This is a genomic window from Halomonas sp. TG39a (assembly GCF_000744395.1).
In the GTDB taxonomy this organism is placed as follows: domain Bacteria; phylum Pseudomonadota; class Gammaproteobacteria; order Pseudomonadales; family Halomonadaceae; genus Vreelandella; species Vreelandella ventosae_B.
In genome coordinates, this window is sequence record NZ_JQLV01000001.1 from 993,089 (window position 1) to 1,007,919 (window position 14,831).

At 57.0% G+C, this 14,831-nt stretch carries 9 protein-coding genes; 7 read left to right on the forward strand and 2 right to left on the reverse strand.

The window, feature by feature from the left end; genetic code table 11:
• Positions 1 to 40 precede the first annotated feature (40 nt).
• Both U738_RS04370 and lolA read left to right on the forward strand, forming a co-directional pair.
• Positions 41 to 3,226: a DNA translocase FtsK gene (locus U738_RS04370; RefSeq protein ID WP_035577695.1), complete on the forward strand. Its 3,186-nt coding sequence runs from the start codon at positions 41 to 43 to the stop codon at positions 3,224 to 3,226.
• A 180-nt stretch (positions 3,227 to 3,406) separates the two neighbouring features.
• Positions 3,407 to 4,057, forward strand: a complete 651-nt coding sequence (lolA, locus tag U738_RS04375; RefSeq protein WP_035577697.1) for an outer membrane lipoprotein chaperone LolA — start codon at positions 3,407 to 3,409, stop codon at positions 4,055 to 4,057.
• A 102-nt stretch (positions 4,058 to 4,159) separates the two neighbouring features.
• Here lolA and U738_RS04380 read toward each other — a convergent pair whose 3' ends face one another.
• Positions 4,160 to 5,494 (reverse strand): replication-associated recombination protein A, encoded by a 1,335-nt coding sequence (locus U738_RS04380; RefSeq protein WP_035577699.1) that lies wholly within the window; start codon positions 5,492 to 5,494, stop codon positions 4,160 to 4,162.
• A 282-nt stretch (positions 5,495 to 5,776) separates the two neighbouring features.
• Between U738_RS04380 and U738_RS04385 the strand changes: the two genes are divergently transcribed.
• The 5 genes from U738_RS04385 (at position 5,777) to U738_RS04405 (ending at position 14,523) form a co-directional block, all read left to right on the forward strand.
• Entirely contained in the window at positions 5,777 to 6,322 is a 546-nt protein-coding gene (locus U738_RS04385) for a hemerythrin domain-containing protein (RefSeq protein WP_035577700.1), read from the forward strand.
• 88 nt (positions 6,323 to 6,410) lie between these two features.
• Complete coding sequence (gene murI / locus U738_RS04390) at positions 6,411 to 7,244, forward strand: glutamate racemase (protein WP_035577702.1); 834 nt, start codon at positions 6,411 to 6,413, stop codon at positions 7,242 to 7,244.
• Between the two features lie 40 nt (positions 7,245 to 7,284).
• Entirely contained in the window at positions 7,285 to 8,409 is a 1,125-nt protein-coding gene (gene trmA / locus U738_RS04395; RefSeq protein WP_035577703.1) for a tRNA (uridine(54)-C5)-methyltransferase TrmA, read from the forward strand.
• 157 nt (positions 8,410 to 8,566) lie between these two features.
• Complete coding sequence (locus U738_RS04400; RefSeq protein WP_035577705.1) at positions 8,567 to 13,390, forward strand: NAD-glutamate dehydrogenase; 4,824 nt, start codon at positions 8,567 to 8,569, stop codon at positions 13,388 to 13,390.
• 119 nt (positions 13,391 to 13,509) lie between these two features.
• A complete protein-coding gene (locus U738_RS04405; RefSeq protein WP_035577707.1) occupies positions 13,510 to 14,523 on the forward strand; it encodes a quinone-dependent dihydroorotate dehydrogenase in 1,014 nt (337 codons plus the stop codon).
• Between the two features lie 83 nt (positions 14,524 to 14,606).
• On the opposite strand, the gene rmf is transcribed toward U738_RS04405, so the two are convergent.
• Positions 14,607 to 14,816, reverse strand: a complete 210-nt coding sequence (rmf, locus tag U738_RS04410) for a ribosome modulation factor (RefSeq protein WP_035577708.1) — start codon at positions 14,814 to 14,816, stop codon at positions 14,607 to 14,609.
• Positions 14,817 to 14,831: the final 15 nt, after the last annotated feature.

Here is a 14,831-nt window from a genome sequence, read left to right on the forward strand (position 1 = left end):
GTGGATTAAAGACGCCATTGAGGTGTAAAGGGAGAGTCGCTTGAAAGTGAATAAAGCAGTAAACAAGCGAACGCAGCGTAGCGCGCGTCAAACACCATCATCGGCTTCTTCTGCGCGTGTTAACGCCGCAAAGGATAAGGCTCGTCGTTTTGGCCTGCGCTTACAAGGCTCCGTACGCGAAGGCGTAGTGGTGATACTGCTTGCGCTGTGTGTGTTTTTATTATTAGCACTATTTAGCTACCACCCGTCTGATCCAGGCTGGTCTTATCAGGGCCCGGAAACCGATGTTCGTAACTGGATGGGCCAAGTAGGCGCCTGGCTAGCCGATGTCCTCTATTCACTGCTTGGCGCCAGCGCATTGTGGTGGCCAGGCATGTTTGGTTTTGCCGCCTGGTGGCTGATTCGCTCGCGTCAGGTGCGTTTTGAGCTTGACCCGGTGGCGATTGCCGTGCACGCGGGCGGCTTGATGCTGCTTATTTTTGGCACGACCATGCTGGGTGCGCTGCACTTTTATCACCCTGAAAGCATGCTGCCCTACGCCTCTGGCGGTATTTTGGGCGAAGGCCTGGTCGGCGCGCTTAGGCCGCTGGTAAGCAGTGGCGGCGTGGGGCTAATCGCCGCGGCGTTAATTTTAAGCGGCTTTCCGCTGTTTAGCGGTATGTCATGGCTGCAGGTGGCGGATGAGCTCGGCAAGCGACTATGTCGCCTGGGCAGCTGGTTATCGGCACGTCGGCAGTCTCGCCGCATGCGCGCAGCGCAACGTGCGGCTGCTAAAGCCGCCGCTAAGCCTACGCCGAAACCAGAAGCTAAGTCTCCAGTACAGCCTGAAGCTAAGTCCCCACTAGCGCCTGAAAGTAAGTCTCCAGTAGCGCCTGAAGCCGCAACCGCGGAGATTAAGCCCGACGCTGTGCCTGCGGCGGAGCCAGTCGGTAAAAGCCCGAGCGGTCGCGAGCGCCGTGAGCCCGGCTTGTCTATGCCGCTTTCGGGCAGCACGTCAGAGAGCAGCTCTTTAGCGAATAGTTCTTTAGCGAACAGTTCTTCAGAAACGACTCCTTCCGAAGTGAGTCCTTCAGAAAACAGCCTTTCAGAAAGCAGCGAGACCACGGACACTTCTATTCCCTGGGAAGCGGCGGCTTTTTCAAGCAATAAGCATGTGCCAGCTAAAACACCCGCACCTATCACTTCTACTCCTAACGCGGAGTCAGCCGATAGCAGCGCGCAAAAGGTAGCAGCGCCGCGCGAAAATGCCTTTGTCCAGGCTGAGAAACCGGCCGCAGTGCCTGAGAAGCAGACACCTGCGTTTGAAGAGCCCAAAGAAGCCGACACTGCCTTCCCGCTGCGTGCGACGCGTCAAGAAGAGCCGCCCACGCCTGCGGAAAGCCGCTTTTTTGTCAACGACGAAGCCCCCACCGAGGCCGAACAACGTGTTAGCGAGGCTGAGCGTGTGCCTGAGCGCATTGCTGCACCTGAGTCTGCCCGTAGACCTGAACGGGTGGCTGAGGTCGTCCCGGAGCCGGTGTGGGATGATGAAGAACTGGATGATGAAGAGCTGAACGATGACGAGATAGGCAATGCGCCGCCTACGCCAACCCCGGCAGCCCGTCAGGAGCCCACCTTCGCGCCCGACGAGAGCACGCCAGAAGCGGATGAAGGCCCTGCACTATGGACCGTGGAGCATTTGCAGAGCCAGCGGCCTGCTTTTGAGACGTTGGATGAGCCCGAAGGCGACGTGCCGAGCCTGCAACTGCTGACACCCGCAGAGCCTTATCAGCCCAACTACAGCGACCAGCAGTTGGCCGATATGGCTGAGTTGCTTGAAGTGCGGCTACGCGAATACGGCGTCAAGGCAGAAGTCGTCGATACCTGGCCTGGGCCGGTCATTACGCGCTTTGAGATTAAGCCCGCCGCGGGCGTCAAAGTGTCTAAGATCAGTAACCTCGCCAAAGACCTGGCACGCTCACTGATGGTCAAAAGCGTGCGTGTGGTCGAGGTGATACCCGGTCGCCCCACGGTGGGGATCGAAATACCCAACCCCAACCGTGCCATGATCCGGCTGCGCGAAGTCATCGACTCCGACCGCTATCAACAGGAGACCTCGCCACTAACCATGGCGCTTGGCCAGGATATTGGCGGCAGTCCCGTGGTCGCTAACCTGGGCAAGATGCCCCATCTGCTAGTCGCGGGTACCACCGGGTCGGGTAAATCAGTGGGCGTTAACGCCATGCTGATTTCGATGCTGCTGAAAGCGAAGCCCAGCGAGCTGAAGCTGATTATGGTCGACCCGAAAATGTTGGAGCTGTCGGTGTATGACGGTATTCCCCACCTGCTGGCGCCCGTGGTTACCGATATGAAAGAGGCGGCCAACAGTCTGCGCTGGTGTGTCGCTGAAATGGAGCGCCGCTACAAGCTAATGGCAGCCATGGGGGTGCGCAACATTGCGGGCTTCAATGGCCGCTTGGACGAAGCGGAGCGCGCCGGTGCTCAAGTGGCCGACCCGCTCTGGGAGCCGCAGCCTTGGGAAGTGCATCAGCCGCATCCGGTGTTGGAGAAGTTGCCTTACATCGTCGTGGTGATCGACGAGTTTGCCGATATGTTTATGATTGTCGGTAAAAAGGTGGAAGAGCTGATTGCGCGCCTGGCACAAAAAGCCCGCGCTGCCGGTATCCATTTGATTCTGGCGACTCAGCGCCCCTCGGTGGATGTAGTGACGGGCTTGATTAAAGCCAACATCCCATCAAGGATGGCGTTTCAGGTCTCATCTCGAATCGATTCGCGCACCATTCTTGACCAGGGCGGCGCCGAAAGCCTGCTGGGGCATGGCGATATGCTCTATCTGCCCGCGGGCTCTGGGCCGCCTAACCGCATCCATGGTGCCTTTGTGGATGATGACGAAGTGCATCGGGTGGTCGATGACTGGAAGCGTCGTGGTGCGCCGGAGTATATCGAAGAGATTCTTTCTGGCGGCGTCTCTGCCGATGCCCTAACTGGCCTTGAGGCTGAAGGGGGCGATGGCGACGATGCAGAGCAGGACGCGCTCTACGATGAGGCCGTCCAGTTTGTCACCGAAACACGCAAAGCCTCGATTTCTGCGGTGCAGCGGCGCTTTAAAATTGGCTACAACCGAGCTGCGCGCTTGGTTGAGGCTATGGAGGGCGCTGGCGTAGTGACGTCCATGGGTTCCAACGGGGCGCGGGAAGTGCTGGCGCCGCCGCCGGTGGGCCACTAACCGCGCGCAATTATGCAATAAGCGTGAAAGTAACGCCGTAGGTGAAACCCCACGGCGTTTTTCACGTCTGATTGTTACGTTTCCGAGTGAGGCATGAGCGGTTACACCGGCCTCAGTTATTTTTAACAAGCTTCGTTATTTAGCAACGGTTATCTGTCAACGGTTGCCTAGGGAGATCATATGCGCGATACGCAAACAAAACGTCCTTCACAACTGGCATTTGCGGCCAGCGCTTTGGGGTTAACATTTGGTGCTCCCGCTTTTGCGGATGACGCGGCCGAACGTTTGACCGAGCGGCTGGATCCGCTTGAGCGCTATCAAGCCGACTTTGAACAGCAGATTCTGGATGGAAGTGGCGAGCGGATGCAGAGCGCGCGGGGGCAGATGTGGTTGTCCCGCCCAGGCATGCTGCGTTGGGAAGTGGAAGCGCCGTACTCTCAAACCGTGGTGTCCGACGGTGAAGATGTGTATATGTACGACCCTGACCTTGAACAGGTCACCGTTCAAGAGATGGATGATCGGGTCACCCATACCCCAGCGTTGCTGCTGTCGGGAAGCGTGGATGATTTAGCCGAAAGCTATGAGGTTTTCTACGAGCAGGATGAGGGAGACGATGTCTTTACTCTAGTGCCTATCTCTGCCGACACGCTGTTTGAAGAGTTGAGCATGGTGTTTGAAGGTGAAGAGCTAAGCGAGCTGTGGATGATGGACAGCACCGGCCAGCGCACCTCGATTACGTTTAGCAATATTACCCTCAATGGTGATATCGCCCCGGATATGTTTGATTTCGAGATCCCCGAAGGCACCGATGTTATCCGCGAAGAGCTTTAAGGGTGAAGCGTGAATGGTCAGGTGTAAGGAGTCAGTCGTTAAAGATAAGTAATTGCTGGAGAGTGGCAGTTAAACCTGCCACTGGTTGAACCATCAGGCGCCTTAGGGCGCCTGATCTGCTTCCTGATCAAGATTTTCCCGCCACGCCATAATTTCCCCAAAGCGCTTCTCCTGACCGATGGCGCTTGGCTTGAAAAAGTCGGCCTTAGGTAGCTCTTCAGGCCAACAGTCGTGGGCACTGCCCGCCGGGTAGCCGTTTGGTTCATTATGGGCATAGCGGTAGCCCTCGCCGTGGCCTAACTGCTCCATCAGCTTGGTCGGCGCGTTTCTCAGGTAAGTGGGCACGTCCACCTGGGGCTGCTGGCGCACGTACTGTTTAGCTTCACTCCAGGCGCGGTCGATGCGGTTGCTTTTGGGCGCCACTGCCAAATGAATCGCCGCATGGGCAATCGCCCGCTGGCCTTCGTAATCCCCCAAGCGTAAGTAAGCATCCCATGCCGCAATCACCAGCGGTAGCGCGCGGGGGTCGGCGTTGCCGACATCTTCTGAGGCAATGGCGGTTAGCCTGCGCACCACATCCAGTGGGTCGCCGCCGCCCTGCATAAAGCGCGCCATATACAGCAGCGCGGCATTGGGGCGCGAAGAGCGTATCGACTTATGAATCGCTGAAAGCAGGTCGTAATAAGCATCCCCCTGCTTATCAAAGGCGCTGGCCTGGTGGCCAATCACATCGGCGAGTACCGCTTTATGCAGCACTTCGCGGCCAGCTTCCTGGGTAGCGAAATCGCAGGCGGTTTCTAAAAGCCCCAGTGCCCGTCGGGCGTCGCCTGCGCTGGCGTGGGCCAGGGCGGTTAATACCTCGTCATCAACCTGGATATCGCGCTTGCCCAGCCCACGCTCAACGTCGTTAAGGGCCTGGCGCATCACCGTGGTCAGTTCGTCTTGAGTGAGCGATTTCAGCACGTAAACCCGCGCGCGGGAAAGTAGCGCCGAATTGACTTCGAAGGAGGGGTTTTCGGTAGTGGCACCTATTAGCGTCAGCAGGCCCGACTCCACATGGGGCAGTAGGGCATCCTGCTGGCTCTTGTTAAGGCGATGAATCTCGTCTAAAAAGAGGATAACCGTGGATGACATCTGCTGGGCGCGCTCGACTACGGCGCGAATCTCTTTAACCCCAGCCATTACCGCGCTGAGCTGTTCTAGGTGAGCCTGGGAAGCCCGTGCCAATAGCTCCGCCAGCGTGGTTTTGCCAACCCCCGGCGGGCCCCATAGAATCATTGAGCGCACGACGCCTGATTCCGCCATGCGGCGTAAGGGTTTATCTGGCCCCACCAGCGCCTGCTGACCCACGTAATCATTTAACTGACGTGGACGCATACGAAAGGCTAACGGGGCGTCGTCGGCAGGTGTCGCCTGGGCGCTATCAAAAAGATCCATGTAAGCTTCCGTTATAAATCAAACCATTGAGCAACAAATTACCAACAAGTGTGAGTGGTAAGCCGCGCCTTAGCGAACTACCTTTGGCGTAACCTATCAGAAAGATACACTTGCTAGGATAACGCTAGAGGGGCATTGTTTATGATAACCCCCTACCGTTACGACAAGCTCAGGTTACGATACGTTGTAGCGACACAACATGCTTGTTACCGCGCTTATGATCGCATGCTGTCAATCACCAAGGCTCGATGGTAGGCATGACACAATAAAGGAGACGGTTCGATGTTAAACCAACTGCGTCTAGATCATGCCAACATGGCGAGATTACTCCATGTGCTGCAGTTAAAGCAGAAAACCCTTGTCCAGGGAGAGCGACCCAATTTTCAGCTGATGCGCGAGGTCGTCGACTATATTTTATCCTATATGGATGGTTTCGCAGCGCCGCTGGAGCGTGTCTGTGTGGAGCGGCTGCAAACCCAGGCGCCGGAGCATGTTGCGCTTACCGAGCAGATGGCGGAGGACTACCGTGAATTAAAGCCGCGTTTGCAGCGCTTATCCAACGATATCGACATGATACTGATGGATAATGTTCTGCCAATGGATCGCTTTGCCGATGATTTGAAAGCCTATTTAGAAGCCCACCGAGCCTATCTGCGCCATGAGCGTGAAGGCCTATTCCCGCTGATTGATGAACACTTTGGCCCCGAGGACATGGAAGAGCTGCGTCAGGCGCTCCCAGCAGGCGCTGAGCAGGAGTTAGAGCGTTTGCAGCAAGCCTACCCCGAACTCTACGCCGAGCTGCGCGGGGCCGACGTGCCCGTGTTATAGCGCTAGCGGCATTCGCAGCGCACTAACGGCCATTAATAAAATGACGGAGCATGCTAAACTAGCGGCTCCGTTTTTTTCAGGCAGAGTCATGAAAGGGCCCGTGTTAATTTTTGATTCCGGCGTTGGCGGCCTGTCGGTGGCGCAGTCCCTGCGCCAACACTACCCTGATGCGGCGCTGTGTTACGCCTGCGACAACGCTTGGTTGCCTTATGGGCTGCGCGAAGACGCAGCGCTGACTGATCGTATCGTGGCAGTGTGTTGCGCCGCAGTGGCGGCATGCCAGCCGAGCGTTTTGATCGTTGCCTGTAATACCGCAAGTACCCTGGCGTTGGAAAATTTGCGCGAACGATTAGCGATCCCCGTTGTGGGCACCGTGCCCGCGATCAAACCTGCCGCGGCGATCAGCCAGACACGCCATATTGGGCTGCTTGCCACCAAAGCCACGGTTGGCCGGCCCTATACCCAGCGCTTGATTGATAGCTTTGCCAGTGATTGCGTCATTACTCGCGTCGCCGCTGATGCCTTGGTCGTCGAAGCAGAAGCGTACTTGGCGGGTATAAGCCCCAATACTGACCGTATGCAGGCGGCCCTGGCGCCGTTATGGCACGCCTCGACACCTTCGTCTGCCCTCCGTTTATCTTCTGACTGCTTATCTTCTGACGATCGGGCCCTGGATACCGTGGTGCTGGGCTGTACCCATTTCCCGCTGCTAAAGCCCTGGCTGACCAAGCTGGCCCCTGTGCCGCTGCACTGGATCGATTCCGGCGACGCGATTGCCCGCCGGGTCGCGCAAGTGGTTGATGAGCTCTATAGCGGTCAACAGGATGGCCGCTGCTTTACCACGGCACCCGCTGCCAACCTGACCGCTGGTTTCGCCCGCTATGGGTTTAAGGCGTCCCAATGGCTGGATATGGACGACTGAACGTTATTTACTTCTGATCAAAATATTAAGAGGAGCAGCCTTGGCTATCCCCGTTGTAGAACCTGAGCGCTACGCTGAGCAGCTAGCCGCCAAGCGCGATTACCTGGAAAGTACCTTTGCCCCTTTCCAGCCACCGGCGTTAGAGGTGTTTGAATCGCCGCCGGGTTATTACCGCCAGCGCTGCGAGTTTCGCATATGGCACGAAGAGGACGATCTCTTCTACGCCATGTTCGAGGTAGACCCTGAGAATCCGAAGAACAAGCGGGTGATTCGGCTAGATCAGTACGCGGTGGCCAGCGAGCGCATTAACCAGCTCATGCCGCAACTGCGCGAGGCCTGCCTTAAGTCTAGCGAGCTACGCCGCAAGCTGTTTCAGGTCGAGTTTTTAACCACGCTATCGGGGGAGGCGCTGGTAACGCTGATTTATCACCGCCCGTTAGGCGAAGAGTGGGAGCAAGAAGCGCGGGCGCTGGAAGCACAGTTGGGTATTATGATTATGGGTCGTTCCCGCAAGCAGCGCCTTGTGTTGACCCGTGACCACGTCTGGGAGCGGCTAGAGGTGGATGGCCGAACGCTACACTACCAACAGGTCGAAAACAGCTTTACCCAGCCCAATGCGCATATCTGCCAGAAAATGCTCCGCTGGGCACGGGATGTCACCGCCGACCAGCCAGAGCAGGGCTTAAACAAAGATCTGGTTGAGCTCTATTGCGGCAATGGAAATTTCACCATCGCCCTGGCGGACAACTTCCGCCGCGTGCTGGCCACCGAAATCTCTCGCACCTCGGTGGCCAGCGCCAACGTCAACCTGGAAGCTAATGGGGTAACGAACGCACAGATTGGGCGCATGTCAGCTGAAGAGTTTTCTCAGGCACTGAAGGGCGAAAAAGCCGGGCGTCGCGTGGCGGAAATGGCCTTGGATGAGTACGATTTTTCTACCGTGCTGGTCGATCCGCCGCGTGCTGGTTTAGACGCGCAGAGCTGTGAGCAACTCAGCGAGTACGCCCAGATCGTCTATATTTCATGCAACCCAGCCACGTTAGCTGAAAACTTGACCATACTGACCAACACCCATCGGATAGAACGCTTTGCGCTGTTTGACCAGTTTCCGTTTACCGACCACTGTGAGTGTGGGGTGCTGTTAAAGCGGCGCGAGGTCGAGTAAGCGTCGACCTAATGCGTAAACGGTATGCGTCATGAACAACACGTCAGGTGATTAGGGCCGTGACGATAGGTAGCGTAAGCTAGCCGTTATGTTGGCCTAAAGGCCTATTGTCCTTCGTTTTTTGGCCGGTTAATGGCCCAGGCAGTCGAGGTGATGGATGCACTACGTTGCGATTGAAGAGAGTCGGCAAGATCTTTTGAAGCAGCTTCAGGAGCGGCTACACGCGCGGTTAGACCCCGCACGCGCCGCCACTGTGGACGCCTTTGCTCGACACTTTTATGCCACCGTGCCGGTGGAAGACCTGGTAGATCGTCGCCTGGACGATCTGTATGGCGCAACGCTGTCGATCTGGCAGTTTTTGCAGCACCACGACTCGCAAAGCCCCAAGGTACGGGTATTTAATCCAGATTTTGAAGAGCACGGCTGGCAGTCGACGCATACTTTCGTCGCCGTTCTCCACGCAGATATGCCGTTTTTGGTCGATTCGGTGCGTATCGAGCTCAACCGCCGCGGCTTGACGGTGCACGCGATTCAAAATGCCGTGCTGGCGGTCGCTCGTGATGAGCGTCACCAGCTACAGGCACTGGCCTCGCCCAGGGATGAAAACGCGCCTGAAGCCCGCGAGTCGCTGATCGTGATTGAGGTAGACCGGCACACCGATGTGGCGCTGCTTGAGAAGATTGAGCACAACCTGCACGAAGTGCTCCGCGATGTACGTACCGCCGTAGGCGATTTCGACGCCATGTGCTCGCAAATTACCGCATCGATTCAAGAGCTGGAGAAAAACTGCCCGCCGCAGATCGACCCCGACGACCACGAAGAGGCGATTGCCTTTTTGGAGTGGATGCTCAAAGATAACTTCACTTTCCTGGGCTACGACGAGTACCTGCTGGAAGGCCACGAACTGCAGCGCGATGCCGATAGCGTGTTAGGCGTGTTCCGCCTGGATCAGCCGCGCTACTGCGAGCGCATTCGTACCGAAGAGGGCGTGGATGAGCACAACGATTATGTGCTGGTGCCGCAACTACTGTCGTTTGCCAAAAGCGCCCATCATTCCCGGGTGCACCGTCCTACCTACCCAGACTATATCACCATTGACCGCTACGACGACGACGGCAATGTGATCGGCGAGCGGCGCTTCTTTGGTCTGTTTACCTCTACGGTGTATAACGAGTCACCGCGCAATATTCCGCTGCTGCGCCGCAAACTTAAAGCGGTAATGGATATTGCTGGGTTTAACCCCCAAGGCCACAACGGCAAGCAGCTGCTCCAGGTGCTGGAAGTCTACCCCCGCGATGACCTGTTCCAGATTGATACCGAGTCGCTGGCGAGTACCGCGCTGGGCATTCTCAATATCCGCGAGCGCCGCCAGGTGCGGCTGTTTATTCGCGCCGATATCAGCGGCAAGTTTTATTCCTGCCTGGTGTTTGTGCCCCGCGACGTGTTCTCTACGGACCTGCGTCAGCGCATCCAAAACGTACTGTGCGACGAGCTGGACGCCCACTTTGGCGACTTCAATACCTATTTATCCGAGTCGGTGCTGGCGCGTATTCAATTGATTCTGCGCTTTAATGGCGACGCGCCCAGCGACTACGACCTCAAACGCCTTGAGAGTAAAGTGGCGCGGCTGGCGCGCAGCTGGCGCGACGAGCTGCAGAGCGCGATGATTGAAGGCTTCGGTGAAGAGCGCGCTAATCTGCTTATGGATCAGTTCCGCGAGGCGTTCTCTGCCAGCTACCGGGAAGACTTCTCCGCGCGTACCGCGGTGTTTGATGTTCAGCACCTGCTGACGCTGAACAACGGCGACGATTTATCGCTGTCGCTCTATCGCCCGCTGGAAGAGCAGGGCGGCGGGGTTAATCTGAAGCTGTTCCACCGCGGTACGCAGATACCTCTCTCTGACGTGCTGCCGATGATGGAAAATCTTGGCCTGCGCGTGATTGGCGAGCGTCCCTACGATATCAACGCCCCTGAACAGCGCTACTGGATCCACGATTTCGAGCTTGAGCACAGCGGTGCGGATGTCAGTCTGGGCGATATGCGCGATGTGTTCACCGAAGCCTTTAAGCGCATCTGGACCGGCGAAGCCGATAACGATGCCTTTAACCGCCTGATTATCGGCGCCGGGCTGGATTGGCGCGAAGTGGCCATGCTGCGCGGCTACGCCCGCTATTTAAAGCAGATCCGCTTCGGCATGTCCCAGGACTATATTGCCGCCACGCTGGCCAACTACCCGGCCATTACCCGCGAGCTGGTTGAGCTATTCCGGCTGCGTTTTGATCCTGAGCAGCAGAGCCACGCCACCGACGAGTGTATTGCCAGCTTGAACGAGCGCCTTGAAGGTGTCGCCAGCCTTAACGACGACCAGCTGCTGCGCCGCTTTATGGAGCTGATCCTCGCCACCCTGCGGACCAACTACTACCAGCTTGCCGAGGGTGGGCGCTTTAAAGACTACATCGCCTACAAGCTCGAGCCCTCTAAAGTCACCGGTATGCCCAAGCCGCGGCCGATGTTTGAGATTTTTGTCTGCTCGCCGCGGGTAGAAGGCGTGCACCTGCGTGGCGGCAAAGTGGCCCGCGGTGGTCTGCGCTGGTCGGATCGCTTTGAAGATTACCGCACCGAAGTGCTGGGGCTAGTGAAAGCCCAGCAGGTGAAGAATGCGGTTATCGTGCCGGTCGGCGCCAAAGGCGGTTTTGTGTGTAAACGCATGCCGGAAAATGCCAGCCGTGACGTTGTCCAGAAAGAAGGTATTGCCTGCTATCAACTCTTTATCCGTGCGCTATTGGATGTCACCGACAATTTGGTGGGGGGGGACGTAGTCCCGCCGGAAAATGTGGTTCGCCACGATGCGGATGATGCGTATCTGGTGGTGGCCGCCGATAAAGGCACCGCTACCTTCTCGGATATCGCTAACGAAATTTCCATTGAGTATGGCCACTGGCTGGGTGATGCCTTTGCCTCTGGCGGCGCCAATGGCTATGACCACAAGAAAATGGGTATCACCGCGCGCGGTGCCTGGGAATCGGTTAAACGCCACTTCAAAAATCTTGATCTCGACACCCAACGCGACCTGTTTAGCGTGGTGGGGATCGGCGATATGGCTGGCGATGTGTTTGGTAACGGCATGCTGCTTTCTGACAAGATTCAGCTAGTCGGCGCCTTCAACCACCTGCATATCTTTGTCGACCCCAACCCGGATGCAGAGGCCTCCTTTGCCGAGCGTAAGCGATTGTTTGCATTGCCACGTTCAAGCTGGGAAGACTACAGCCAGGAGCTGATCTCCGCCGGTGGCGGCATCTTTAGCCGTAGCGCCAAGTCAATTGCCATCACGCCGGAGATGCAGCAGGTATTTGGCATTCATGAAGAGCGCCTGTCGCCCAATGAACTGATCCGCGCCATGCTCAAATCCAAGGTGGATTTGATCTGGAACGGCGGTATCGGTACCTACGTGAAAGGTTCTGAAGAGACTGACGCTGATGTAGGCGATAAAGCTAACGACACGCTGCGCATTAACGGTAATGACTTAAACTGCCGTGTGGTCGGCGAGGGCGGTAACCTCGGTTTGACCCAGCGCGGGCGTATGGAAGCCGCCGCCAAGGGTGTACGGGTGTATACCGACTTTATTGACAATGCCGGTGGGGTGAACTGCTCTGACCATGAGGTCAATATCAAAATCCTGATCGATGAAGTGGTCAAGCGTGGCGATATGACCGACAAGCAGCGCAATGAACTGCTGGCGGACATGACCGATGAGGTAGGTGATCTGGTGATCCTGGATAACTACCGCCAGAGTCAGGCGCTGGATCTATCGGCCATCCTCTCCGATTATTCGATGGGCCCTTACCGCCGTTTTATCAGCGAACTGGAAGCCGCAGGACAAATTGATCGCGAGTTGGAGTTCCTGCCCACCGATGAGGTGCTCAAAGAGCGCACCAGTAATGGCCAAGGGATGCGTTTGCCAGAGCTTTCGGTGCTGATCTCCTACGCCAAGAGCACCTTGAAGGGCGACTTGATCACCTCTGAAGTGCCGGACGATCACTACATTCACCGGCATCTGGAGCGGCTGTTCCCATCAGTGCTGGTTGAGCGCTTTAAAGACGAGATGTACGAGCACCGTCTGAAGCGGGAGATTGTCGCCACCCAGGTCGCCAATGACTTGGTTGACCATATGGGCATCGTCTTTGTACGCCGCCTGATGGACTCCACCGGCGCTGGGCGTGCCGATATCGCGCGGGCCTATATCGTGGCCCGCGATAGCTTCAACTTGCCCGGCCTATGGGCACAGATTGAAGCCCTCGATAATCAGGTGCCCAACCGTATTCAGACCTCAATGATGCTCGATCTGATGCGCTTGATCCGCCGTGCCACGCGCTGGTTTGTGCGTCAGCATTTGGGGCTCTCGACCCAGGATACCATTGAGTACTTTGCTCCCCGCTTAGCGCAGCTGCAGGAAGGTATAGGTGAGTTGCTCAGCGGCGAAGAGCTGAGCGCTTGGAATAACCGCCGCGACGAGCTGCTGGAAGCGGGTGTGCCCGAGGCCTTGGCGTCCACCGTGGCAGCGTCATCAAGCCTCTACGCTGGGCTGGGTATTATCCAAGCGGCGCGCCTGACCAATGAAAAACCGCAGCGGGTAGCGGAGGTGCTGTATGAAATTGGCAGCCGCCTGGAACTGCCGTGGATGATTCAGCAGGTAACCCAGCTGGAAGTGCGCGACGCCTGGCAGGCCCAGGCGCGGGAAACCTTCCGTGACGATATTGAGCGCCAGCAGTTGGCGCTGACCACCAGCGTACTGAAGTTGGATGCCGGAAGCCGCGATACCCAGGAGCGGGTGGCGCAGTGGCTGGATCAGCACGCTGACCTGCACCGCCGCTGGTGCCGTCTTATCGAAGAGGTGCGTGGCGGCAGTGAAGGCGGCTTTGCGCTGTTTGCCGTCGCGGTACGCGAGCTGGTTGATCTTGCCGAGAGCGATAGCGAGGCGTAGGTTCGCCTAGCTTTTTCATACGCCACTGTAAAGCGTGTTCCGGTTCTCCACCGGGGCGCGCTTTATTGCGTTATACTGGCGCCCGTTTTCAGCCCCGCACCCGTTTTTAGAGACCCGCTATGTATAACCTTGCCCGTTCGCTGTTCTTTCGCGTTGATCCAGAAACGTCCCATGGCATGGCGCTAAGCGCGCTGGAGACACTGCATCGCATGGGCGGCGTAACGCGGCTATTTGGACAGCCGGTCAATGATCCCGTCGAGCTGATGGGGCTGCGGTTTGCCAATCGCGTCGGGCTCGCCGCCGGGTTGGATAAGAACGCCGACCATTTGGATGCCCTGGGTGCGCTGGGCTTTGGCTTTGTCGAAGTGGGCACCGTCACGCCCAAATCCCAGCCGGGCAATCCCAAGCCCCGGCTGTTTCGTCTGGCGCAGCACGAGGCGATCATCAACCGCTTTGGTTTTAACAACAAAGGGGTGGAGCATCTGATTCAGCAGGTTAAACAGCGCCATTACGCTGGCATAGTGGGTATCAATATTGGTAAGAACCTCACCACGTCAGTAGAGCAGGCGTTGGATGACTACCTGGTGTGTTTAGACGCGGTGCACCCTTATGCGGACTACATTGCCGTTAATGTCTCGTCACCCAATACCCCCGGGCTGCGCAGTCTGCAGTTTGGCGAGCAGTTGGACGCGCTGTTGGCGCCTATTCGTGCCCGCGCTATAGAGCTTGATGCCCAAGCGGGCCGCAAGGTGCCGTTGCTCATTAAGATCGCTCCGGATATGAGTGCTGAAGAAGTAGCGTTGATGGCGGGAAGTATTGAGCGCAACCACCTTGATGGTGTGATTGCCACCAATACCACGGTATCCCGTGAAGCGGTGCAGGACGACCCCCAAGCGAAGGAGGCCGGTGGACTTTCTGGTAAGCCGGTCTTCGAAGCATCCAATCGCGTGATTCGACAACTGCGTGAGCACCTCCCCGCGTTGCCGATTATTGGCGTAGGCGGTATTGATAGCGCCGCTGCCGCCCAGGCCAAAATCGCAGCTGGCGCGGACTTAGTGCAACTCTACTCAGGTTTGATCTACCAAGGGCCTAAACTAGTCGGCGAGTGTGCGAGGGCACTGAAAGCTAGCTAAAAAGCCCACTTAAAAAGTGGGCTCACTTATAACCTTTTGTTTAAAAGTTAGCTTACATTTAAACATCAGAGAGTCTAAAAACGTTAAGTCATGACCATGGGGTTTTTATGGATACCGGAAATGCCGGTCATCCCATCCCACTGGTCGCCGCGACCTTCACGCCAACCGCTCATCCAGTATTCGCGTAAATTGATATCTTGACTGGGACAGTCATCACGAGAACGACCCGATACACCCGCTTTGTAGCCGTGGACATAAGCCCGCTGGAAGCGATCACGTTTTTGCCGTTTCATTGGCTAACCTCTTTT

Excerpts from the sequence above, each read along its gene's own strand:
- U738_RS04400 (WP_035577705.1), top strand. The coding sequence starts at position 8,567 with ATGCACTACGTTGCGATTGAAGAGAGTCGGCAAGATCTTTTGAAGCAG.
- U738_RS04405 (WP_035577707.1), top strand. The coding sequence starts at position 13,510 with ATGTATAACCTTGCCCGTTCGCTGTTCTTTCGCGTTGATCCAGAAACG.
- lolA (WP_035577697.1), top strand. The coding sequence starts at position 3,407 with ATGCGCGATACGCAAACAAAACGTCCTTCACAACTGGCATTTGCGGCC.
- U738_RS04385 (WP_035577700.1), top strand. The coding sequence starts at position 5,777 with ATGTTAAACCAACTGCGTCTAGATCATGCCAACATGGCGAGATTACTC.
- U738_RS04380 (WP_035577699.1), bottom strand. The coding sequence starts at position 5,494 with ATGGATCTTTTTGATAGCGCCCAGGCGACACCTGCCGACGACGCCCCG.
- murI (WP_035577702.1), top strand. The coding sequence starts at position 6,411 with ATGAAAGGGCCCGTGTTAATTTTTGATTCCGGCGTTGGCGGCCTGTCG.
- rmf (WP_035577708.1), bottom strand. The coding sequence starts at position 14,816 with ATGAAACGGCAAAAACGTGATCGCTTCCAGCGGGCTTATGTCCACGGC.